Below are 23,982 nucleotides of genomic sequence, written 5' to 3' on the forward strand. Positions count from 1 at the left end.
GCTTGCGCCATGCCCGAATTGCGCGATGGATATCGCCGTCGATGATCCGATTGACTCGATCAAGTGACCGGCTGTTGAGGGAGACATGAAGACTACACATATATTGACGGCGCCTCTGTGCCTCGTGCTGGCTCTGCCGGTTTGCAGCGGACAAACTGCTGCAGGCACTCTTGCCCTGGGTGAACTCAGTGCGCTGATCGGCAACGCTCACGCACAGACTGCTGCATCCACTCCGCAACTGACTTTGGACGAAGTTGAACGTATCGCTCTTGCTGAGAATCCAGAGATTCATGTTGCCGCGCGAAAAGTTGCATCGGCCGAAGCACATGTTCCCCTGGCAGGCGCGCTCGACGATCCACAGGCGATGTATCGGGGATGGCAAGTGCCGTTGGCCAAGCCGTGGGATTACAACGCAGCGCAGAACATGCTGATGCTGAGTCAATCCTTCCCAGGCCGAGGCAAGCGGGGGTTGCGCACCAATATCGCTCAGTCCGACGTGGAAATGGCAAAGGACGATCTCGAAGCAGCTCGGTTGCGGGTCCGCGTAGATGTGCGTAAAGCGTTCTTCGACTTGTTGCGCGCGCAGGATGATCTGCTTGTTCATGATGAGCACGTAGGCATTGCGCAGCAGGCGATTGAAGCTGCGCGCATCAAGTACAGCGTCGGGAAAATTCCGCAGGTGGAGATACTCAAGGCTCAGGTCGCCCTCACGCGCCTCGCGGAACATATGATCCGCTTTGATCGGGATGCCGAGGTTGCACGCACACATCTGAATACCTTGATGGGCCGCCAGCCCGAAACCGCAATCGAAGTGCAAGGTGATTATGCGCTCGAAACGAATTTGCCCTCGTTGGAATTGCTTGTAACGACAGCCATGCACACACGACCAGATTTGGCTGAAGCAGCAGCCGCCGAAGAACGAAGCCGCAAGGAAGAGAACATGGCGAAAAAAGCCATGGTGCCAGACTTCAGTGTTTCCGCCGGCTACATGCTCATCCCCTCAGGACAGAGTCCGCGCAACAACTACATGGTGGAGGGATCAATGAGCTTGCCATGGCTGAATCGCAAGAAGCACGAATCCGAGGTTAACGAGGCCACGGCTGCGGTATCCGTAAAGACCGCAGAAATCTCCGCGCTGAAGAACGAGGCGTTGAGTCAGATCGAAGAGTCGTTGGCCGATGCGCGTGCAGCCCAGCGTCTCGCACACGTCTACCAGAAGTCGTTGAAGCCGCAGGCGGCACAGACGCTGCACGCAGCCGTGGTGGCATACGAAAACGATCAGACCTCGTTTCTCGATCTGCTCGACAGCCAGATGACAGTAGTAGACGTGGACTTGGCCACCATCGATGCAACTGCAGATTTCAACATGAAAATGGCGAACCTTGAGTTAGCCGTGGGCTCACCGATCGCTGCGCAAGGGGTGACGAAATGACCGGACGTACCTTGAAAAGCGCGTTTGCCGTTAGCGTCGTGTTGTGCATCGGAATGGCTTCGACTCTGGGATACATCCTGTGGCAGCATTCGGATTTTGCAGTGATGAAAACCGACGCAGGCACCGTTGTGGCTCGCGGGCCTGAGGCGCAGCCCGAGACGGTCAACACACGCGGCCCCGCATCCTCTGCGAAAACAGACGAGCCTGTGCTCTCCCCCATTCAGCTTTCTCCTCAGCGCATGCAGGAGATAGGCGTCACCACAACAGTCGCAGAGATGAAAGACATGAACGATGAGTTGCAAGCTCCCGGCAGCGTTGCGATCGATGAGCAGCGTCTCTCGTATGTGCAGACGCGGTTCCCGGGCTGGATCAAGAGCGTCTTCGCAAATGCAACTTATCAGTACGTGAAGAAGGGGCAAAAGTTATTCACGATCTACAGTCCCGACCTTGTGAGCACCGAGCAGGAATATCTGCTCGCAAAGAAAAATCAAGTTGCAGTCTCCGAGCATATGCACGGGACACCGGCGGAAGAAGGCAACTGGCTGCTGCAGGCCGCTGCTGAGCGGTTGCGCCGGTACGACATCCCCGAAGCAGAGATCGAACAACTCGAGAAGGGCGGAACTGCGAGCCACGAAATCGGCGTCGAATCTCCTGCCTCTGGTTACATCATCGAGCGAAACGCGATGCCCAATGCATACGTGCAACCAGAGACCAAGCTCTATACCATTGCCGATCTTTCCACAGTATGGATTTATGCGAACGTGCCTCAGGCGGACGTGGGTCGGCTGAAGCCGGGAGACCTCGGACGAGTTTCGGTAGATGCCTACCCGGGTAGACAATTTAACGGCCGTATCGATCAAATTCTTCCGGACGTTGATGCGACTACACGTACTGTACGCGTTCGGCTCGTGATGAGCAATCCGGGAATCCTGCTGAAGCCGGGCATGTATGTAAACGTCGACATTGCCGCTCCCCTGGGCCGCCAGCTTGTCATTCCAGCCTCAGGCATGTTGCAGTCCGGCACGCGCCAGATCGCTTTCCTTGACAAAGGACAAGGATCACTCGAGCCGCGTGAGATCGAAACCGGTGCCAGGCTCGGTGACTCAGTGGTGGTGCTGAAAGGACTGAAAGCCGGTGATCGCATCGTGAGCTCCGCCAGTTTTCTGCTTGACTCCGAAGCGCAATTACAGAGCTCGATGAGCGGGTATTTGCCGCAGCAGCAAAATGCATCACCTCAGCAATCAACCGAGCAGATGCATATTGATTTCAGCACCGATCCCAACCCTCCGCACAAAGGTTCCAACAAACTTCACCTGAAGCTGACAGGCGCAGACGGTAAGCCGATCGTTAGCGTTCAACCTTCAGTCACGTTCTTTATGCCGGCGATGCCCGCGATGGGAATGGCAGCAGAACATGCAGTGGCCATGCTCACTGATAAGGGCAACGGAGACTACCAAGGTACAGTGCAACTCGATTCGGGCGGCACCTGGCAGGTGACCGTGACTGTGCTGCGCGGGACCAACACGGTAGCGGCAAAACAACTGAGCATCAGCGCGACGGGAGGCATGTGATGATTGCCCGGACAATCGCATGGTGTGCGCGCAATCCTTTTCTCGTGTTTACCACCGCAATTCTGCTCGCGGTCGCCGGTGTCTGGTACATGACGCAAGTTCCCCTCGATGCTCTTCCCGACATCAGCGATGTGCAGGTCATCATTCACACCCAGTGGGCCGGCGAACCGCCAAGCGTGATTGAAGATCAGGTAACCTATCCAATTGTTACGGCATTGCTCTCTGCGCCGCGTGTGCGAAACGTGCGCGCCCAGACCATGTTCGGCGACTCCTACGTATTCGTGGTATTTCAAGATGGCACCGACCTCTACTGGGCGCGTTCGCGCGTGACGGAATATCTGCAGCAGATAGCAGGAAAACTGCCAGCCGACGTCCATCCCGCCATCGGCCCAGACGCAACCGGTGCGGGCTGGGTGTATGAATACGCAGTCGTCGACCGCACCCACAAGCGTAGTCTCGCCGACCTCCGCGCTCTGCAGGATTGGTATCTCCGCTATCAACTGCAGACCGTTCCCGGTGTAGCCGAGGTGGCCAGCATCGGCGGATTCGTACGCCAGTACCAAGTCAATCTCGATCCAAAGAAGCTCTTCTCCTACGGCATCCCTGCATCCATGGTGATCGATAAGGTCCGACAAAGCACCAACGAAGTCGGCGGCGATGTGCTGGAGATGAGTGGCGCCGAATACATGATCCGCGGTCTCGGCTATATCCGCAATCTCTCAGACCTAGAGAACGTCCCCGTTGCTACAAAGAATGGAACTCCTGTGCTGGTGCGCGATTTGGGCACTGTGTCGTTTGGACCCGATGTGCGAAGAGGCGCAGCCGACTGGCAGGGTCAGGGCGAAACCGTGGGCGGCATCGTGGTGATGCGCGATGGAATGAACGCACTGAGGGTGATCGAAGGCGTTAAGCAGCGATTCAAGGAACTCGCACCGTCACTCCCCGCCGGAGTTGAAATCGATACGGGATACGATCGCTCCTGGCTTATTAATCAGTCGATTCACACCCTGAAACGCGATCTGATTCTTGAAGCCATCATCGTCAGTTTCGTCAGCATTGCATTTCTGTTTCACTTTCGCTCCGCACTCGTGCCAATTCTGACCCTGCCTATTGCAGTAGTCTCGGCATTCATTCCCATGTATTACCTGCATGTAAGTTCAAACATCATGTCGCTCGGTGGACTGGCGCTCGCCATCGGCGTGCTCATCGATGCCGCGATTGTGATGGTAGAAAACGGATACCGCCATCTAGCTGAACGCACTGAGCCTGCAACGGGAGAGGAACGCCATCGCATCCTGGTGGGCGCGGCACAACAGGTAGGGCCGGCGCTGTTCTATTCGCTTGTCATTATCGTTGTATCCTTCCTGCCTGTCTTTCTGCTCGAAGCCCAGGAAGGACGCATGTTCCGCCCGCTGGCGTGGACAAAGACGCTTGCACTGGTGTTCTCTTCCCTGCTCTCTATTACGCTGGTGCCTGCGCTCATGCCGCTCTGCCTTCGCGGCAAACTCCGACCTGAATCGCAGAACCCCGCTGCGCGTATTACGCAGGCCATTTATTTGCCAATCCTTCACTGGTGTCTCCGCCACTGGAAACTGGTGGTCGCGTTGAATCTCCTTTTTCTCGTCGCAACAATTCCTTTATATTTCCGACTCGGCAGCCAGTTCATGCCTGCTCTCTATGAAGGATCAGCGCTGTACATGCCCAGCGCTCTGCCCGGCATTTCGATAACGCAGGCGGCCACTCTCATGCAGCAGCAGGATCGCATCACTAAATCCTTTCCCGAGGTTGAAACAGTTTTTGGAACGGTTGGCCGCTCTGACAGCGCCACCGATAATGCACCGCTCGACATGTACGACACCACCATCATGCTCAAGCCGCGTGAGCAATGGCGAACCGGAATGACCTACGAAAAGCTTATCCACGATATGGACGAGCAGTTGCAATTCCCGGGACTAACTAACACGTGGACGATGCCGGTCGAGAATCGACTCGATATGGAACTGACCGGAATCAAAACGGCCGTTGGCATCAAAATTCAAGGTCCCGATCTCGAGCGAATCCAGGACATCGGCGCGCAAATGCAGCAGCTTCTCTCCGGCATGCAAGAGACCAGTTCAGTTTTCGCCGAGCGCGTGTCCCAGGGCTTCTATCTAAACGTAGAAGTTAACCGGCCTGAGGCAGCGCGCTACGGCTTGACGGTGGCCGACGTGCAACGCGTAATCAACTCTGAGATCGGGGGCGCAACCATTGCAGAGAACGTAGAAGGCCGCCAGCGAATTCCGATCTCCGTTCGCTATCAGCGCGATTTCCGAAGTAGCCCGCAGGAAATCGGCAAAGCACTCATCCCCACACCTGCCGGCGAACAAATCCCCATCAGCCAGGTCGCCCGCGTATCGTTTTCGCGTGGTCCAGCAATGATTCGTGATGAAGACGGCTCGTTGACTGGCTACGTCTATTTGAACCTGAAGACCAGCGACTACGGGAGCTATGTGAACCAAGCCACCAAGCTTCTGCAAAACCACATTGCGCTGTCGCCGGGATACACATGGCATTGGGCCGGCGAGTATGAGTTTGAAGTGCGAGCAAAACAACGGCTGGCAATGATCCTACCCGTCGTGTTCTTCGTAATCTTCCTTCTGCTGTATCTGGTCTTCAAGTCAGTAACGGAAGCGGCGGTGTTGATTCTCCCCACGTTCTATGCCATGTCTGGCGGATTGCTGCTGCAATGGGCGCTCGGTTATAACTTCAGCGTCGCGGTCTGGGTAGGCTACATCGCGCTGTTTGGCATCGCGGTGGAAACGGGCGTCGTGATGGTCGTCTATCTCCATGAAGCATTGGAAACTCGACTCAAGACTGGCCAACCTCTCAGTGAAGACGACCTCGAGAAGGCTACGATCGAGGGCGCTGTGCAGCGTCTGCGTCCCAAGCTGATGACCGTGACGGCTGTGATCCTGAGCCTCGCCCCGATTCTCTGGGAGTCGGGCATTGGATCGGACGTGATGAAGCCGATTGCCGCACCGATTCTTGGCGGTATGATCACTTCCACCATTCATGTGCTGATCCTTGTGCCGGTTTTCTTCCTCCTCATGAAAAAACGGGAGTTGCGCACCGGTCGCCTTCATGCAAATCAAAGCCGCCATGAAGTTGAGCAATTACTGACGACTCGGTAGAGACCTGGGCAACAATCACTCGCGTTCTATCGCAGTACAATTGCGCTTGCCGGTTGTTGTTGTATAAATGACCCGCGGAAGCTGGTGATCGTGATCCATGAGCGCGTTGTAACCCCGATTCGAGAAGACTCGCCAATGAAGTTTCGGCGCGGGTTGCTTGGAATTATCCTTGTCGTTTTTCTGATTCTCTTCAGCGCAAAGACCACCATCTCTTACTACGTCGATTCGCTATGGTTTTCGTCACTCGGCTACTCTGAGGTGTTTTGGAGGACGCTCGAATTCAAGTGGGCCGCATTTGCCATCCCGTTTCTGTTGACCTTCGTGGTCCTGTATGGGTGGTTCTCAGTTCTCAGGCACGGCACACGCGAGGAATTGCGTAACGCGGGAACCATCGTGCTCGGCAATCGCACTTTTGAGCTCCCGGTTGATCCGGCATTACGCATCGGCGCTCTGCTTATCTCAGCCTTTATCGCGCTGCTTACCGGCGCCAGTTTCATGACCGAGTGGATCCGTTTCGCGCTCTACCGCTTCGCTCCATCTATTAACAACGGCGCTGTAGATCCTATATTTGGCAAAAGTCTTGCTTTCTACTTCTTTACCCTGCCGGTTCTGCAATTCGTCTTCGGATGGTTGCTGATGATCGCCATCGTAGGCTGCGCGATCGCGTGTCTCTTCATCGTGCTCACCAGCGGTTCTCAGTTCTTCACCACACGCAGCTACGGAACGTCCCCATCTCCGGTGCGCAGCCTCTCGGCTTCCTTCGCGTTCCTTCTCGTCGTGGTCGCAATGCGCACCTGGCTTGGCCGCTTCGATCGAATCCTCGACGACCACACGATCTTCAGCGGAGTCACCTATACCGACGCGCACCTCATTCTCAGCGGCCTGCTCGTCATCTGCGCCGCACTGCTCATCGGGGCAGCCATCGCTGGCACCAATCTCTTCATGCGTCCGCGTGTGAGCCGTCTCATCGCGGCACCCGTTCCCGCCGTTATCTGCTTCGTCCTTGTTCAGCTTTGTGCCTGGTATATGAATGGCTTCATCGTCAAACCTAATGAACTGGTCCGCGAACAGCCATACATCAGTAACAACATTGAATCAACAAGACGGGCGTTCAATCTCGACCAGGTGACGCCACACGAGTTTCCAGCCGAAGTTACTGTAGAGTCCGCCGATGCGGCGAACAATCAACCCACGCTTCAGAACATTCGTCTGTGGGACTGGCATGCGCTGCAGGATACTCTGCGGCAAATCCAGGAAATCCGCACCTACTACGATTTTCCCGACATCGATATCGATCGATATGAGATCAATGGGGAAGAGCGCCAGGTAATGCTTGCCGCGCGCGAGTTGAATGTCGATAAGCTTCCTGAAAGCAGCCGCAACTGGATCAACGAGAAGCTGATCTATACCCACGGCTATGGCATCACCATGAATCCGGTGAATGGCTTCACGCCGGAAGGCTTGCCGAACATGATTTTGAGCAATATGCCAATTCAGTCGACGGTGCCTTCCCTCCAGGTAAAGCGGCCGGAGATTTATTTCGGACAGCTCACCAACAGCGATGTCTATGTAATGACGCGGCAGAAAGAATTCGATTATCCGCAGGGCGCCAGCAATAGCATGACCTCATATCAGGGCTCGGGCGGCATCGAACTTGGGTCATTCTTACGTCGCATTCTCATCGCGTTTGATCGCGACGATCTGACCAAGCTTCCCTTTAGCGACGACATCAACGAAAAGAGCCGTTTGTTGATGCGCCGTAACGTCTTCGAACGCGTCAAGACACTTGCTCCGTTCTTAACGTTCGACACCGATCCTTACATCGTGGTGGGAGACGATGGAAGGCTGTCCTGGATTCTCGATGCATTTACGACCTCTGACAACTATCCCTACTCGACTCATTACGGGCTCGGAAACGATCAGGTCAATTACACGCGGAACAGCGTGAAGATTGTCATTGACGCCTATAACGGCACGACCAGCTTTTACGTTTTCGATCCCAACGATCCCATCATCTCCGCCTATCGCAGCATTTTTCCTCAGCTATTCAAAGACGCATCAACCATGCCGCCCGATCTTCGCAATCACGTCCGCTATCCCGAATTACTCTTGCGGCTGCAGGCCGCCGCATACGGTCTCTATCACATGACCGACCCTGGAGTTTTTTATAACCGCGAAGATCTCTGGACCGTTGCATCAGAAGTCGGCATGACTTCGTCCGGTGATCAAGCCACGCAGCCGATGGATCCGAATTTCGTGTTGATGAAGTTGCCCGGCGAGTCGTCAACAGAATTCGTAGAGATCCTTCCCTTCACGCCTTCAAATCGCAATAACCTGATTGGCTGGATTGCTGGGCGCAGCGATGACTCACACTACGGCACATCCGTCGTGTACGACTTTCCCAAAACGCGCCTCGTCGATGGTCCACTCCAGGTCGAAGCGCGCATCGATCAGAATGCGCAGCTTTCCGGCCAGCTCACGTTATGGAACCAGCAAGGTTCCCATGTACGCCGCGGAACACTTCTGGTAATTCCTTGCGGCAAAGCTCTTATTTACGCGGAACCTATTTATCTTCAGGCCGAGCGTAGCCCCATGCCCGAACTGCGTCTGGTCGTGCTTGCACTTCAGGACCGGCTTGCATATGGTTCAACGTTCGAGGCCGCTCTCCGCTCGCTCTTCGGGGGCGAAGCATCAAGTCTTACCGCAGAATCAAACCCCGCACCACAGCCATCCAAGAGTGCTCCTGCTGCAAATCCATCCGCAACGTCAAACGACCTCGACACTCTCATCAAAGGTGCGGCAAAAGATCTGGAAGATTACCAGCGCCTGACTGCACAAGGGAAACTCGGAGAAGCAGGGCAAAAACTGGAGCAATTGAAGACCAAGCTTGATGCACTGAGTGCACGACAGAAATAGAGCATCCGAGACAAGCGGCTTTCGTCCTCAATATGGCTGCCGATCAGTGGCTCATCTCAGGTGATCGTCGAAATCTATTGACGATGAAATTTTCAGATGATAGAAATTGGCCTTGCGCAATCGATTGCGCAAGGCGTTGGGTTTAAGCCGCTTCGTGTCGGCCGTTAGAGTGTTTTGACGTATTGGTCGGATGAGTTTTCCATCCGAACGCAGTATGCGTGAGCAGTATCAAGACTTCTAGGGCATGCTTTACACAATTCGCTATGAGAACAGGAGAATTCTCTTGAAACGGGATGTGCACTGGCCCTCGATATCTCGGCGTCAAGTTCTGCAATCGTTAGCCGCAGCGGGTGGATGCGCAATCCTCCCTGCAAGGCTCCTCGCCACTGGATCGTGGCAACCGAAGAGCGGCGATGAGGCTTTTCTTGACGATCTGGAGCGCCAGGGTTGTCTCTTTTTCTGGGAGCAAGCGAGTGAAAAGACCGGGCAGGTCCTCGATCGCGCACGTAACGACCTCAAAGGCGGTCGAGACCCCCGACGGATGGCCAGCATTGCGGCAACCGGTTTCGGCTTGACTGCTCTCTGCATTGCCGACAAGCGCGGCTATCTTCCCCATGCGCAAATTGTGGAGCGGGTCAGAACTACGCTCGATTGGCACCTGAACAAATTCCCGGAAGTCCACGGCTTCTACTATCACTTCAGCGACATTGAAAGCGGCGAGCGCGTCAAAGGCGTTGAGCTCTCTTCCATCGACACTGCCCTGCTGCTATGCGGAATTCTCACCGTGCGCGCTTACTTTGAAGATCCGAAGATCAAGTCCCTCGCACGGCAGATTTACGAACGCGCTGACTGGCCATGGATGCTGAATGGCGGCAAAACATTCTCGATGGGTTGGCATCCGGATAAAGGCTTCCTCGACGCCCGCTGGGAACACTTCTGCGAGCTCATGATGATCTATCTGCTGGCCATCGGATCGCCCACGCACCCCGTGAGCGGCGAGTATTGGAAGAACTGGACGCGCCCGGTCATTCACTACAATGGACTGACTTTCATCAGCGGAGATGATCCCATCTTTACGCATCAGTACTCGCATGCGTGGTTTGATTTCCGCAACAAGCGGGATGACTATGCCAACTACTTCGATAACTCTGTAACCGCAACACGGGCCCATAAGGCGTTCTGCCTTTCGTATCCGAAGTGGTACAACGAGGAATACTGGGGAGTCTCCGCATCGGATTATCAAGGCGGCTACACGGCCTGGGGTGGTCCGCCACCGCAAGGCCCGCTCGATGGCACCGTTGTTCCCAATGCTTCCGCAGGCTCTCTTCCGTTCCTGCCTGTCGATTGCCTTTCCGTTCAGCGAGCTATGCGGGACAAATGGGGAAAGCTCGCATGGGGGCGCTACGGCTTTGTTGACGCATTCCATCCGGCGGCGAATTGGTATGACTCCGATGTGCTCGGCATCGATCAGGGAATTTCGGTACTAATGGCTGAGAATCTACGCACCGGGCTCGTGTGGAACACATTTATGCGTAATGCTGAAGCGACGGCCGCAATGCAGCGTGCCGGGTTTCACCCCGCTTAACCATGTAGTAATTTTTCGGGAGCAGACCTAAGTGGCGAAAGCACCAATCAGGCCGATCACGCTGAAAGAGCTCGCAGGCATGCTGGAGCTTTCGCAGTCCACGGTCTCCCGGATCATCAATGGAGAAGCGACAGCGCACCGCATCGCTGAGGAAACGCAGCAGCGTGTGCTCCATGCGGCCGCCCTGAACGGCTACATTGCGAACAACATGGCGCGCGGCCTTCGCCAGAAGCGTACCTATACGATCGGCGTACTTGTTCCTGAGATCAGCGAAGGTTATTCAACTACGGTCATCAGCGGCATCGAAGATGAGTTACTCAAGGATGGCTTCTTCTACTTTGTCGTGAGCCATCGCCATCGGGCAGATTTGCTGGAAGGCTATCCGCGCATGATGCTGGCTCGTTCCGTAGAAGGCATCATCGCGGTCGACTCACCCATGAACGAAGATTTGCCAGTACCGCTAGTATCGATTTCGGGGCACGATCGGCGCGACGGCGTCATCAACATCGAACTCGATCATGACCAGGCTGCCCATCTTGCCCTGGCACACTTGAAGGCACTGGGACATAAACACATCGCGTTCATTAAGGGCCAGGCCTTCAGTTCAGACACTGTTCTACGATGGCAAGCCATCGAACAGGCTGCATGCAATCTACACATCGAGATCGACCCGCGCCTGGTGTTTCAATTGCAGAGTCCTGAACCCGGCCCTGCTCCCGGACAGGAAGTCACGCGACAATTGCTGCTGTCGGCTCAGCCGTTCACTGCAATTTTTGCGTTCAACGATGTCACGGCAATAGGCGCCATCTCGGCCTTGCGCGAAGCGGGATTGCGCGTTCCCAGAGACATCTCAGTGCTCGGCTTCGACGACATCACGGCCGCTTCGATGCATCACCCTCCGCTGACGACCATTCATCAACCGCTGCGCAGCATGGGCCAGGTCGCGGCCAGCACATTGCTTTCTCTCATACGCAACGAAATTCCGCATCCACAACCCGAAGCGATTACGGTTTATCCTAGACTCGTGGTACGCAAGTCCACAGGACACTTGACTCCACACTTTGAATCGAACGATGAAGGCGCACAAACGCAGGCACCAGTCGCGGGCACAAATGAAGCAAGCACGTAAGTCTCGATCATCAAAGCCGCCAATCTCTATTCGGACTTCTTCTGCGCTACCGTAGCGCGCGTGGCGCCAGTGGAGATGCCTCCATCCACCAACAGGGTTTGTCCGGTAATGTAGCGGCTGGCTTCGGATGCAAGGAATACCACCGCACCATCGAGGTCATGCGGCAGTCCCGGTCGCTTCACGGGAATGCGGTCAGTCAAATAATCTACCCACTCTGGATCATCGTAGAGCACCTTGTTTTGTTCGGTCTTGAACCAGCCTGGCGCCAGGCAGTTCACTGTAACCCCGTGCGGTCCCCAGTCATCCGCGAGACTCATCGTAAGTTGACGTATTCCGCCTCGGCTCGCACAGTAGGGCGCAAGTCCAGCAAAGCCAAAGACACTTGTGACAGATCCGATGTTGATGATGCGCCCGTAATTGTGAGCGATCATTCCTTGCGCAATGGATTGCGCGACAAAGAAGCTGCCGCGCAGATTGGTGTCGAGCACCAGGTTCCAGTCATCCCAGGAAACTTCAAGTGCCGGCTTGCGCACGTTGCAGCCGGCATTATTCACCAGAATATGAATCTGCCCAAATGCCGACTCAGCTTCAACAGCCATCCGCTTGATGCTTGCTTGATCGCGCACATCCAATTCAAGGCAGACACAGCGGCGGCCCAGACCTCGAATCTCCGCTTCGAATTGACTCAAGGTTTCGCGACGTCTGCTGGTCAGAACAAGATCGGCCCCCGCTTTGGCGAGAGCACGCGCGAAGTATTGACCGAGGCCGCGGCTGGTGCCCGTCACAATCGCAACCTGCCCGGTGAGATCAAACAGCGAATCGGTCATTGCGCAGCCTCGTCAACGCCCTTCGTCGATGGGAGTCAGAACAACCTTCATCAAATTGGGCTCCTGCGCATGTAGACGCTCGAACCATTGTGGACCTTCTTCTAGCGCAGCAACGGCAGTGATCATCGGCCGAACATGAATGCGGCCGGTGGAGATGAGTTCGATAGCCTGCGGATATTCACCCGCCGAAGCTGCCGTTCCCTGGATTCTGATCTGCCGCGATACCACCTTCTGAAGGGGGATCATAACTTCTGGCTCGATGTTTCCAATCAACGTTACCGTTCCGCCCTTGCGCACGCTATCGATCGATTCCGCAACAGTCTTGGCTCGTCCCACGGCGTCAAAAACCGCGTCCGCGCCAACGCCGCCTGTCCGCTGCAGAATGGCCTCAGCAATCTCTCCGCCCGTTCCGCGAAGAGCCTCATCAGCGCCGAGTAATTCGCCGAGTGTGAGCCGCGTTTCATCGATGTCGGCGATCAGGACGCGACCCACGCCTGTCGCACGCAACGCCTGCATGGTAAGCAGTCCAATCATTCCCGCGCCCACTACCAGCACGGTGTCGCCCTTTTTCACTCCGCTTACCTTCACGGCATGCAGCGCCACGGAGGTGGCCTCCAGCATTGCCGCCTCGGGAAAAGACATCTTGCTGGGCAGACGGTAGAGGATTCGCTCGGGAACCGCGATGTATTCGGCGAATGCACCGTCGCGCCGATACTCCCCGCAGGAGACGCCAATGACCTCGCGGCGATCGCAGAGATTCACTTCGCCTCGGCGACAATACACGCATTGTCCGCAGTAAACCGTGGAGTCAAAGGTGACCCGATCGCCAAGTTTATAACTGGTGACACCGGCGCCTACGGCAACGATTATGCCGGCCGCCTCATGCCCCATTACCAGTGGAGGAATTCGCCGTCCCGAAGATCCGTCGTACCCATGCACATCGCTTCCGCAGATGCCGCACGCCTCCACCCGCACCAGCACTTCCTGTTGACTCGGCTCTGGTCGCGGCATTTCCTCGATGACAAACTGTCCGTATTCCTTGAGCAGCAAAGATTTCATTAAAAAATGTCGACTCTCAGTTGCAAGTTGATGCGGAAATCTCCCAGCACCTGCAGTGATTCTATCCGCTGCAACGCCCCGCGTAGCACACACTTCTTTCCGCGGCACCCAAACACGCTCCCCACGGCACCGTAAAAGCAGGCTGGCCTTCCCATGGGGAAGGCCAGCCTGCCGAACCGAGGATGAAACTAGTTCACGGTCACAGTGAAGGTTGTCGTCGCCGTAGTCTTGGCTGCGTCGCTGCCCGTTGCATTGACGGTGAACACATACTTGCCTGAGGCTGTTCCAGGATCGCTGGTTCCACCACCGCCGCCGCTCGATCCGCCTCCACCTCCACAAGCTGCAAGGCTGCCGAGGGTCATGATCAGCAGAAACACTCCCAGCATCGCTCTCCAACTACGCCGCCGTGCCGGAATTCCGAAGAATACCATCAGGGCAAGAATGGCGCTTGAGCCAGCGTAAGCCGCACCTGGAAATGCCGGCCGCTTCAACGCTGCCGTTGTCGCTGCCGCAGTGCTTACCGTTGCTGTTCCACTCCCACTCGATCCAAACGCGGTAGAAGACACCGTGCATTTCGGAGTGTCTGCAGCCGAGTTTGACGGACTCCCTGCATTGAGAGTGCAGGTGCCCAGGGTCACGTTTGCAGAATAGTTGTTGGTAGTTGTCCAGGTAATCGTCGAGGCAGCCGGACTGCCGCGATTGATGCTCGCGGGCGTCGTCGCTGCAAGAGTGTAGGTGGACTGCGTCACTGTAACGGTCGCAGTTCCTGTCGCCGTTGAAAAGCTGCTATCTCCGTTGTAGGTAACGGTCAGTGTGTCTGTCCCAGCGCTAAGGCTGTTGGCAGGAACGGAAATTGTGGCGCTGCCGGATACAAGCGACTGCGCGGAAGAAGTGTAGCCTCCTCCCGACAAAGTCACCGTACCGGTTGGTGTTCCGCCTGCCCCCGCCACCGCTGCCGTCACATTCAGGCTCTGACCCGAGTTGATGCTAGCCGCAGCAGGTGTAACCGTCACCGTGGGAGCGAGCAAAGGAGTTACCGTTACCGTGGTAGTTCCATTTGCTGACGCATAGGTCGCGTCTCCGCTATAGCTGGCCTTGATTGTGTCTGTGCCGACCGCGAGCAATCCTGGCGAGAGATTGAAAGTGACGCTTCCGCTCGAAAGGCTCTTGGTTGCCGATGCAAAGGTTCCGCTGGTCAACACCACTGTTCCGGTGGGCGTGCCGCTTGCACCCGTGACAGTTACAGTGACGGCTGTGCCCTGGGCAGCCGTGAAGGTGGAAGGAACTGCTACAACCCCTACAGAAGCGGTTGCCGTGCCCGTGGATGATGCGGCAAACGAATTCACCACGTTGGCCACATTCAAGGTTCCCAGACCCGTTGCCCCGTCATACCCAACGGCGCCGCTGTACCCGCTGACAACTCCAACCGTGTCTCCACCGGTAGAGACCGTGCAGTTTGGCGATCCGGCTGCACACGGCATCGCATTAGTTCCGGTATCGATATCGTTGAAGTAGCAACTGCTCGACCCAGCAGTCACTGTCTCGGCTGAGCAGCTTGAATAGGTTTGCTTCCCCGCCAATGTGTAAAGTGCTGAATTTGGATTGCCTTGCGCCGATCCCGCCTTTTGATTGATCAGCGCCATCACGCCCGCCATCGCGGGAGAGCCGACCGACGTGCCACCAAATTCTTCGCCTGTTGGTTCGGTAGTCGACGATGCTGATGTGTCACACGTGCCGTTGTCAGAAACGCAGATAATGTAAGCGCTCCCAAAAAGTCCAGCTCCGGCAAAAAATGATACGTCCGGAATATCGCGCTTGTTGTCGTTGGGAATGCCGGTTACGCCGCTTTGCCAACTCGGCTTCGCATAGCCGCCTGTGCAGCTTCCAATTGTTGACCCATCGCTGCTGGTGCAGTTGCTCGCGCCTCCGCTGCCTCCAGCTGTATCAACCAGCCACGAAACATCGATACCCGACAGGGCCTTCAACTGTGCCCAGTTCTTTTCTACGAGATTGCAGGATGACTCCGCATTCGTTGGAGACGATACCGTCACTCCGTGATTGTTGAGGTAGGTTGCAATCGATTGCGTATACGACAACAGAAGTGGATTTGTACACGAATCATTCCATGGCGTCTCGGGTACATATCCTGCCGCCGTCGATCCGTTCGAAGAATTTGTCGTGTTCCAGTAAGGCGCTGCGCTAGAACCCCAGTTGAAGTCCGTTCCGCCTACCGCCGTATCGTATGCGCTTGATGCAATTCCACTCACCGTCAGCCCATAGGTCCCCGGGTAAGGCGTGCCCGCCGAATCGCCACCCTGATCGCACGAAGGCGAGCCCGAATCTCCTGCCGCCACAAAAACTGCGATTCCTGCCGTTGCGGCACTTTGCCAAAGGTTATTGTATGCAGTGTTTCCGCTCGTTCCTTCAAAAAGCTCGCACAGACCGTAGCTCACGTTGATAATTGACGCAGTCTTGTTGTTAATGACGTATTGCGCTGAGTCGTAAATCGCATCATTGCCGGTTACTTGTTGGGTCACCACCAGGTCGATGGTCGCGCGCTTTGCCACCGCGCCAGACCACTCCACGTCCAGCGCATTCTCAATCTGATCATCGAGCGTGCATTGTGCCGAAGATGAGGTTGATGTGCACACGCCAGGGTCCGCTCCGTTATGAATGGTATTGAAGGCCCCGCCGCCCGACAGACCAAACGTGCTGCGGAACTGCGACACATCCCCTGACTTCACGTCGCTTCTTCCTGCAATCGCGATCGTCTGTCCAGTGCCATCAATCGGCGTGGCGGCATTCCACAAGGGAAGAATGTTGTAGATGGTTGCGAAATCGTAGGGAGCAACGTCCTCGATCGGACCGTTTGAGCTTGTGAATCCTATGTCCGTGCGCGGCCTGCTCACGTTCGAGCTAACCTCGCCTATCCGTTCCCATCTGCCCGTCTCCCGGTTGAGCTTGACTGCCGCTCCGGCCCGATGCAATGGTCGCGGAATGAAATCGTGCAGCGCTTTGGGTCCCAGAACAACCGATTCCAACGCCATCGGAATCTGCGGATCGCGCATGTTGGAGATGTGCGGAACACCCTTGACCAGCAGATTATGGATCTCGGTGTGGAACGCATCCTGCACCTGTGCGGCGCTGCCGCTGAACCGGATCGTCATGCGATCCTTCGAAACTTCGTCAACCGAAAAGCCATGGCCGGTCAGCCAGGAAGAAACAGTAGTGATGTCGGTCAAGGCCGGACCAAACTTTTCGCCCACCTCCGACGGCTCGAGCCAACGGTGATAATTCGGCGAGGTCGGGTCGTATTGGCTTGCCACGAATGCGTCGAAGGCTGCCTGTTGCTCCGGGCTGCGTTGCAAGACCAGGATCATGCCCGTCATGGGCAGATTTGCGCTCACCAGGCCGCGATCGTTCGCGGCGATAGCAGGTGGAGGTGTATTGCCCTTCAAAGTCACCAGTTGACTTTCATTCACTTTCTCAGTGATCAGCGGTTTCGAAGCTGTGTTCTGTGCAACCGATGAGACACCAATAACCAAGAGCGGCGTGAGGCAGAGACAAGCCAACTTATTCAGGGGACGCATATTCCTGAGGGAACCTTTCTCGGGGGAATTTCCCCGACGAGGCGATACGTTTTACGACGGGCCCAGCAGTTGAAACCGGGGGTAAAACTGCTCTAAACGACAAAGGGGCGCTGTTTGGCTGGAATTGTATCTTTTATGCAGCTTCACGCAATACCACTATTTCCCGTTACTAACGGGTTACTCCCTGTTGCGGACTGGAGCTATCCATTAGTGTGCATCCGCCCGATCGTATCTAGCCGCCCATTCCGATATGCCACGTTCTCTTCACGCTGGCGCGGGATGTCGTAGAATGAGGCCGCTTCCGGAATACGCTTACATACGCCGGGAATCACGGTCGACTGAGCGCTTCTGGAAAATCCGAATTCGTTTTCAGGGATGGATCGAGATGACGCCTTTTCTTCGCACCTGTGTTCTTTCCTTCGCACTTCCGGCCGTTGTGGCAAGCTTGGTAGTCATGAGCGCTCAAGCCCAGGCTGCAACCGAGATTGGCGGACAGAAGATCGTCACCCTTACACGCACCGCAACCAGCAAGACCAAGCCGGAACTTACCAGTGTCACCGTCATGCCGGGGCGCGGCATGGAACTGCTCCAGATCACAGCCAATTTTCCCGGCAAGGGAAACGTCGATGTCCTGGCCTCTCCCGACGCGGCTGGTGCAAAAAAAATGCTCGACCAAGATGACAACGCTAACGGCGATCTCGCCTATCGCCTGGGATCAGCGTTCCTGGTCCCCTACCCCAACCGCATTCGCGGCAAACTATCCGCCGATGGCAAGACCCTCACTACCCAGTGGCAGGGCCACACCATCACCCTGCCCGCAAACAACATCGGCAAACTTTCCGGCGCAGAACGGCACGCCATGCACGGTCTCATCCTGAAGGCGCACACCGATGACGTATCGGAGAAGACCATACCCGGCGGCAAGCAAGTCACGGGCGTAATTCACGCCGGCAACTTTGGCGGTCATTGGCTATCAAAAACCGATCTCGACTTCACCATTACCCTCACCGCTGATGCGGTCGACGCCGTCGTCGTGGCGCACAACGTCGGCAGCGAGGCCGAGCCGATGGCGATCGGATGGCATCCGTACTTCAACCTCCCATCCGGGAACCGCACCCAGGCTCGGTTGCACGTTCCCGCCTCCATGCTGGCCAAAGTCGACGGCTATGACAACGTCTTCCCCACCGGCAAACTCGAGCCCGTCAGCGGACAATGGGATCTCCGCGCTGAAGGCGGCAAGGCGCTTGATAAAAATTTCTATGACGACAACTGGAGCCACCTCGACTGGAAAAATGGCGTGGTGACCGTAACGCTCACCGATCCCGCTGCGAAATATGGCGTCAAGATCGAAGGGGTCTCTCCGGAGATCAAGACCATCCAGGCCTACGCTCCGCCGGACAAGAACTTTGTCGCCATCGAAGATCAATTCAACTTCGCCGACCCGTTCAGCAAGGCATGGGGAACTATGGATACAGGCATGGTCACGCTGAAGCCCGGCCAGAGCACCAAGTGGCATGTCCGCATCAAGGTGTTCGTACCGTAGTTGAGTGACAATCAAAGTGAGCGCCCGGGTCTCTCAACCCGGGCGTTTCAACATTTCCCGGTAGTGTCGCTAAGAATCTGCGCCGCTCGAAATTGCCGCCAAGTTGAACGAAACGTCACGCAAAAACGTCTTCAAAACAGCTCTGCTTTTGCGAACACCTTCATCACCTGTATGGACACAAATCCACCACCGCCCCCCACCGGACAGACACACCCTTCAACCAACCCCCTTGCGGAGAGCCCTCATCTCATCGACTATCTTTTGGCGGAGGCACTCGCTCTCAACGCCTCTGACGTCATTCTGGTCAACGGATCTGCTCCGACCCTACGCATCAACGGCGCACTCAAAGCTCTCCCAGGCGGCGAGGTATCAGCCGACGATATCTGGATTTTGTTAACTCCGCTACTTTCCCCTGGGAGGCTCGAGGAGCTGAATCGCGACAGGTGCCTTGATTTTTGTTTCGAACGCGGAACCGCCGGAAGATTTCGCGCCAACGTCCACTTCCAGCGCGGCACCATCGCAGCCTCAATCCGGCTCCTGCCCAGCCAGATCCCAACCCTTGAGTCATTGCATCTTCCACAGTCGCTCGCTTCCCTTGCTGAGCGACGACAGGGACTGATACTGCTCACGGGCGCCACCGGCTGTGGCAAGACCTCTACTATGGCGGCCTTAATCAATGCCATCAACAGCAGCCGCCACGATCACATCATCACAATCGAAGACCCCATCGAATTCCAGCAACCAAATCAGCTCTCCCTTGTGGAACAGATCGAAGTCGGGTCCGATACGCCCGGATTTGCACAGGCAGTCCGAGCCGTCCTGCGACAGGATCCCGACGTCATACTTATCGGCGAGATGCGCGACAGCGAAACGATGGCCGCTGCATTGACCGCGGCCGAAACGGGGCACCTCGTGCTCACCTCGCTTCACACCAACGACGCGGCCCAAACCGTCTCGCGTATCCTCGACATCTTTCCGGCTGGCTTTCAATCCCAGATGCGACGGCAGCTCTCTCTCGCACTGCTGGCCGTCATTCATCAGCGACTCTTACCCGCAATCAACGGAATCGATCGCTATCCGGCAGTTGAGATCCTGATGGCATCAAGCGGCATCCGCAACCTGATTCGTCGAGGAGACGACCATCAACTCCGAGCCAACATTGAAACAGGCCGCTCCGAAGGCATGCAGACCATGGAACAGTCGCTGGCTGAACTTGTTCGAAATCAGCGCATCTCTCGCGACACGGCCTTCGCCCATACCAGTCACCCAGAAGATCTCCGCCGCCACCTCGGCGAATAAGCGAATCCACAACCAGCCGTCTCTACAAACTAATCGCCCAACCTGCTCAGTTTCACGCTGCGTCCCGTCTTCGCCGACTCGCGCGCCGCATCCAGAATCTGCATCACGATTACGTTGGTATCGAGAGCAGTCAAATCGCCTTTGGGCACAAGTTCGCCGCGCAGCACCGCGGACAGATACGCAAGCGAATCGCGCTCGCGTCCCGGCAGAGATGGAGCCGTAGTCATCTGCTCTTCAGAATCGTGCTCGTGACGGATACGCACCTTATCCGCAGCCACCGTAATCGCGTACCCCGTTGCTCCGTAAACTTCCATATCCTTCCGCGCGAAAGGCCATATCCACGATCCCTGGATCACCGCCTGCGCTCGTGGGTATTGAAGAACGATCGTCGCGTCGTCATCGACGTTCGGATAAATCTGCGGCTTGTCGTGGTTGACCACGGCGGTAACTGTCAATGGTGTTTCGCCGTGCATCAGCCAGGTCATGAGGTCGACGCCATAACACCCGAAGTCGTATAGCGCGCCCGCACCGTTCTGTTGCGGATCGGTGAGCCACTTCAGAAACTCGGGCTGCACGTTGATCTCCTTCGGTCCCTGGTGCCCGTCATGTACGACGACGCGACGAATCTCGCCGATGTGCCCCTCGCGCACTTCATCGTAAGCAGCCCGGTTGCTCGCGTACCAGGTCGTTTCGTAGTTCACCAACACCTGAATTTTGTGCTCCTGGGCCACTTTGCGAATCGCCAGCGCGTCATCGAGCGAAATCGTGAGGGGCTTCTCCACCATCGCCGAAACTCCGTACTGTGCGGCAATCTCGATAGCGTGGCGATGTTCGCCAATCGAGGTGTAAACCAGCACCGCATCTGGGTGGGTTCGCTCAATCATGTTGGCTTCGCTCTTGTAGAAGAGCGAATCTTGCAGCGAAAACATCTTGCCGTATTTCTGGCATAGAGCGGTGTCGGCATCCGCGATGCCTACCAGTTGCACGTCAGAGTGCTTCGGCAACTGTCCCAGAAAGCCCACGACATGCCCGTGCTCGAGGCCCACGATCGCAACCTTCAGCGGCTGCTGCCCCTGTTCGGCTCTCCCATTGGAAACAAACAAACTCAACAACGTCACCATCATTCCTGAGATGAACAAACGCAGACGACGAGAACTTAGAGCGGACACCATGTTTATCGCTTCCTCCTGCGGCCATGATTCTACAGGTACCGACCTTTGGTATCGGGCGGACCGACACGCAAGAGCAAACATAAGCTCCGTTGCTTGATTCTTCGAAAAAACCCGTAAACCGGCGGCGACTAAAATCCGTCAATTTCAGCATGGGGACGGCACCAGTACTCTTTCGATGCCCATGCTGCGGGCACAGGACACTCGAGTCGCCGAGCACGCTGGCTTTGTGTCCGGTCTGCTGGTGGGAGGACGACGGTCAGGAGGATGCTGATGCCTCCGAAGTCCGGAACACCGTGAACGGCGAGCTAAGCCTCAATGATGCCCGAATGCACTATTCCCAGTGCGGCGCCGCCCACCCCAGGTTTTTGCCCTATGTGCGGAAACCAGAGGTGTCTGAGCAGTAACGTGACTTCCCCGGTGCGGAAGACCTCCCGCCAGGTCCCCCCGGTTTGACCGCCTCCGCAAACCCTCTTACCATGAAACGAGGCAATCCCCTCGCCTCACGACGCTGTTACCCCTCTGGCGACAGCCCGCTGTAGCAGTAAGATTTGGCGCCTGTCGCGCCCGGAAGGCAAAACGTTGAGCACCGCTGACACTCTAGAAACGAATCCTACCTCGGATACTCCCGAGGAAGCACACGGCCACGAAGGCCACGATCACGATCATTCCCACGAGCAAGAGCCCCACGAGCATCAGCACGGGCCGGTTCTGAATCCAGAATGCACCCGCGAATTGGTACTGGACGTTCCCGCCGAAGAAGTCTCCAAGGCCTTCCGCACTGTTACCCGGAACTATCAGAAGTACGCAAAGCTTCCTGGTTTCCGGCCCGGTAAGGTTCCCGAGGCTGTCGTTCGGCGCCGCTTCGCTAATGAGATTCGGAAGGAAGTCATTGACGGCATTCTCCCGGAGCGCTTCAGCAATGGCGTCCGCGAACTCGGCATCCGCCCGGTTGGCCAGCCGCAGGTTACAGAGTTGACCGTGGAAGAAGGTCAGCCATTACACGTCAAGGCCGTCTTCGAATTCCTGCCGGACTTCTCCATCGAAGGCTACGAACAGGTTGTCGTGGATAAGCCATCCGTGGAGGTAACGGACGAAGAGTTTGCTCACGAGATAGCCCAGCTGCAGGATTCGCGCGCCGTGGTTGAGCCGGTGGAAGAAGATCGCCCCATTGTCGATGGCGACTGGGCAGAGATTTCCTACAACGGCAGGGTGTCGGATGATGCCGAGGCCGCGCCGATCAAGGGGGAAGATTCCCTCGTTGAAGTTGGCGGTAAGGATACCGTAGAGGCATTCACCCAGGTGCTTCGCGGAGCCAAGCCCGGGCAGGAGCTTCAGGCTGAAGTCATCTATCCGGCGGATTATCCAGAAGCCAAGCTGCAGGGTAAGACTGTCGCCTACGATGTTACGGTCAAGGCGATCAAGAAGCGGACCCTTCCAGAGCTGAATGACGAGTTCGCCAAAGAGTTGGGAAATTACGAAAGTTTGGACGATCTGCAGTCGCGTGTCCGCGAACACATGGCCAGCCGCAAGCGCCGTAGCCTTGAAGCCGAAACCAAGGACCGCCTATTTGCTGCGATGGTCGAAAAATACCAGTTCCCGGTTCCCGAAAGCCTTGTACAAGACCAGATTGACGCCCGCCTCGAGCGAGGCCTTCGCGCCCTCGCCGCCCAGGGGATGAACCCGGAGCAGATGCGGAAGCTGGATTTCAGCCGTTTGCGCGGCGCTCAGCGGGATTCTGCTTTAGCCGAGGTGAAAGCTAACATCCTGATGGACCGGATTGCTGAGAAAGAAGGGGTTACGGTCAGCGATGAGGAACTGGACAGGGAGTTACAGTTGGCTGCACTTCAGTCACGCGAACCGTACGAAACCCTCCGCCAGCGTTTGACTGACGACGGCGGGCTAGCTAGAATCCGTGAACAATTGAAGAGGGAAAAAACCGCAAGTCTGCTTTACGAAAGATTGCCTGCGTAGCTGTGGAGTTGGCCAAAACGCTGTAAGGAACGGTATTTGCACCACACCGGACCCTGCGGCCATCAAATAAGGACGGGGCATACCCCGGTGGCGGGGCTTACCCCCGCGAGGGACAAAACTCGAATGGCATTAGTTCCCATGGTGGTTGAGCAGACGAGTCGCGGCGAGCGCGCCTACGACATCTATTCCCGTCTGCTTCGCGATAACATCATTTTCCTCGGCACGCCGATCGATGATCAGGTAGCCAATCTCATCGTTGCTCAAATGTTGTTTCTCTCCGGCGAAGACCCAGAGAAAGACGTCCAGCTCTACATCAATTCACCGGGCGGTTCCATTACCGCCGGGTTAGCTATCTATGACACGATGCAGTTCATACGGAACAACGTTGTGACATACTGCATTGGTCAGGCAGCCAGCATGGGAGCATTCCTGCTGCTTGCCGGGACAAAGGGCAAGCGGTTCGCATTGCCGAATTCGCGCATCCTGATCCACCAGCCATCTATGGGGGGGCTGAGCGGTCAGGCAACAGACATCGATATTCATGCCCGTGAGATCCTTCGCATTCGAGAAATCACCAACAACTTGATGGCGAAGCACACGGGCCAGCCGCTCGACCGGATTGAACGCGACGTAGAACGTGACTTCATCATGAATTCGTATCAAGCAAAGGAATACGGAATCATCGATGAAATTATCGACCGGCCGCGCACGTAGCTGC

15 protein-coding genes are annotated in these 23,982 nt (G+C 56.3%); 11 read left to right on the forward strand and 4 right to left on the reverse strand.

Going from position 1 to position 23,982, the window contains the following annotated elements; all coding sequences use genetic code 11:
• The first annotated feature begins 85 nt into the window (after positions 1-85).
• From P8935_RS23115 to P8935_RS23140, 6 genes are all read left to right on the forward strand, one after another.
• The gene (locus P8935_RS23115) at positions 86-1,432 is read left to right on the forward strand and encodes a TolC family protein (RefSeq protein WP_348262668.1); all 1,347 of its coding nucleotides are present in this window, start codon (positions 86-88) and stop codon (positions 1,430-1,432) included.
• Complete coding sequence (locus P8935_RS23120) at positions 1,429-3,003, forward strand: efflux RND transporter periplasmic adaptor subunit (protein WP_348262669.1); 1,575 nt, start codon at positions 1,429-1,431, stop codon at positions 3,001-3,003. The genes P8935_RS23115 and P8935_RS23120 overlap by 4 nt, the downstream gene beginning before the upstream one ends.
• On the forward strand, positions 3,003-6,173 hold the full coding sequence (locus P8935_RS23125; RefSeq protein ID WP_348262670.1) for a CusA/CzcA family heavy metal efflux RND transporter: 3,171 nt from the start codon (positions 3,003-3,005) through the stop codon (positions 6,171-6,173). Before P8935_RS23120 ends, P8935_RS23125 begins: the two co-directional genes overlap by 1 nt.
• Before the next feature lie 135 nt (positions 6,174-6,308).
• Positions 6,309-9,089, forward strand: coding sequence for a UPF0182 family protein (locus P8935_RS23130; protein ID WP_348262671.1), 2,781 nt, complete (start codon positions 6,309-6,311; stop codon positions 9,087-9,089).
• 283 nt (positions 9,090-9,372) lie between these two features.
• Complete coding sequence (locus P8935_RS23135; RefSeq protein WP_348262672.1) at positions 9,373-10,674, forward strand: glucoamylase family protein; 1,302 nt, start codon at positions 9,373-9,375, stop codon at positions 10,672-10,674.
• A 31-nt stretch (positions 10,675-10,705) separates the two neighbouring features.
• The gene (locus tag P8935_RS23140) at positions 10,706-11,803 is read left to right on the forward strand and encodes a LacI family DNA-binding transcriptional regulator (RefSeq protein ID WP_348262673.1); all 1,098 of its coding nucleotides are present in this window, start codon (positions 10,706-10,708) and stop codon (positions 11,801-11,803) included.
• A gap of 26 nt (positions 11,804-11,829) precedes the next feature.
• On the opposite strand, the gene P8935_RS23145 is transcribed toward P8935_RS23140, so the two are convergent.
• The 3 genes from P8935_RS23145 to P8935_RS23155 all read right to left on the reverse strand — a co-directional run bounded on the left by P8935_RS23145 (position 11,830) and on the right by P8935_RS23155 (position 17,279).
• Positions 11,830-12,630, reverse strand: a complete 801-nt coding sequence (locus tag P8935_RS23145; protein WP_348262674.1) for a glucose 1-dehydrogenase — start codon at positions 12,628-12,630, stop codon at positions 11,830-11,832.
• 12 nt (positions 12,631-12,642) lie between these two features.
• On the reverse strand, positions 12,643-13,689 hold the full coding sequence (locus P8935_RS23150) for a galactitol-1-phosphate 5-dehydrogenase (RefSeq protein ID WP_348262675.1): 1,047 nt from the start codon (positions 13,687-13,689) through the stop codon (positions 12,643-12,645).
• A gap of 188 nt (positions 13,690-13,877) precedes the next feature.
• Positions 13,878-17,279, reverse strand: a complete 3,402-nt coding sequence (locus P8935_RS23155) for a protease pro-enzyme activation domain-containing protein (RefSeq protein WP_348262676.1) — start codon at positions 17,277-17,279, stop codon at positions 13,878-13,880.
• A gap of 385 nt (positions 17,280-17,664) precedes the next feature.
• Between P8935_RS23155 and P8935_RS23160 the strand changes: the two genes are divergently transcribed.
• Both P8935_RS23160 and P8935_RS23165 read left to right on the forward strand, forming a co-directional pair.
• Entirely contained in the window at positions 17,665-18,822 is a 1,158-nt protein-coding gene (locus tag P8935_RS23160; RefSeq protein ID WP_348262677.1) for an aldose 1-epimerase, read from the forward strand.
• A gap of 171 nt (positions 18,823-18,993) precedes the next feature.
• Positions 18,994-20,121, forward strand: a complete 1,128-nt coding sequence (locus P8935_RS23165) for a PilT/PilU family type 4a pilus ATPase (protein ID WP_348262678.1) — start codon at positions 18,994-18,996, stop codon at positions 20,119-20,121.
• A 29-nt stretch (positions 20,122-20,150) separates the two neighbouring features.
• Here the strand turns inward: P8935_RS23165 and P8935_RS23170 are convergent, their stop codons facing one another.
• Complete coding sequence (locus tag P8935_RS23170; RefSeq protein WP_348262679.1) at positions 20,151-21,293, reverse strand: Gfo/Idh/MocA family oxidoreductase; 1,143 nt, start codon at positions 21,291-21,293, stop codon at positions 20,151-20,153.
• Between the two features lie 149 nt (positions 21,294-21,442).
• Here P8935_RS23170 and P8935_RS23175 point away from each other — a divergent pair, with 149 nt between their 5' ends.
• The 3 genes from P8935_RS23175 (at position 21,443) to clpP (ending at position 23,978) form a co-directional block, all read left to right on the forward strand.
• Positions 21,443-21,697, forward strand: coding sequence for a CPCC family cysteine-rich protein (locus tag P8935_RS23175; RefSeq protein WP_348262680.1), 255 nt, complete (start codon positions 21,443-21,445; stop codon positions 21,695-21,697).
• Positions 21,698-21,872: 175 nt separating this feature from the next.
• A complete protein-coding gene (gene tig / locus P8935_RS23180) occupies positions 21,873-23,264 on the forward strand; it encodes a trigger factor (RefSeq protein WP_348262681.1) in 1,392 nt (463 codons plus the stop codon).
• A gap of 123 nt (positions 23,265-23,387) precedes the next feature.
• Positions 23,388-23,978: an ATP-dependent Clp endopeptidase proteolytic subunit ClpP gene (gene clpP / locus P8935_RS23185; protein ID WP_348262682.1), complete on the forward strand. Its 591-nt coding sequence runs from the start codon at positions 23,388-23,390 to the stop codon at positions 23,976-23,978.
• Positions 23,979-23,982 lie beyond the last annotated feature (4 nt).

It is taken from the genome of Telmatobacter sp. DSM 110680 (assembly GCF_039994875.1).
GTDB lineage: Bacteria > Acidobacteriota > Terriglobia > Terriglobales > Acidobacteriaceae > Telmatobacter.

Coding starts and splice junctions, on each gene's coding strand:
- P8935_RS23115 (WP_348262668.1), top strand. CDS start 86: ATGAAGACTACACATATATTGACGGCGCCTCTGTGCCTCGTGCTGGCT.
- P8935_RS23120 (WP_348262669.1), top strand. CDS start 1,429: ATGACCGGACGTACCTTGAAAAGCGCGTTTGCCGTTAGCGTCGTGTTG.
- P8935_RS23125 (WP_348262670.1), top strand. CDS start 3,003: ATGATTGCCCGGACAATCGCATGGTGTGCGCGCAATCCTTTTCTCGTG.
- P8935_RS23130 (WP_348262671.1), top strand. CDS start 6,309: ATGAAGTTTCGGCGCGGGTTGCTTGGAATTATCCTTGTCGTTTTTCTG.
- P8935_RS23145 (WP_348262674.1), bottom strand. CDS start 12,630: ATGACCGATTCGCTGTTTGATCTCACCGGGCAGGTTGCGATTGTGACG.
- P8935_RS23150 (WP_348262675.1), bottom strand. CDS start 13,689: ATGAAATCTTTGCTGCTCAAGGAATACGGACAGTTTGTCATCGAGGAA.
- P8935_RS23155 (WP_348262676.1), bottom strand. CDS start 17,279: ATGCGTCCCCTGAATAAGTTGGCTTGTCTCTGCCTCACGCCGCTCTTG.
- P8935_RS23160 (WP_348262677.1), top strand. CDS start 17,665: ATGACGCCTTTTCTTCGCACCTGTGTTCTTTCCTTCGCACTTCCGGCC.
- P8935_RS23165 (WP_348262678.1), top strand. CDS start 18,994: ATGGACACAAATCCACCACCGCCCCCCACCGGACAGACACACCCTTCA.
- P8935_RS23170 (WP_348262679.1), bottom strand. CDS start 21,293: ATGGTGTCCGCTCTAAGTTCTCGTCGTCTGCGTTTGTTCATCTCAGGA.
- P8935_RS23175 (WP_348262680.1), top strand. CDS start 21,443: ATGGGGACGGCACCAGTACTCTTTCGATGCCCATGCTGCGGGCACAGG.
- clpP (WP_348262682.1), top strand. CDS start 23,388: ATGGCATTAGTTCCCATGGTGGTTGAGCAGACGAGTCGCGGCGAGCGC.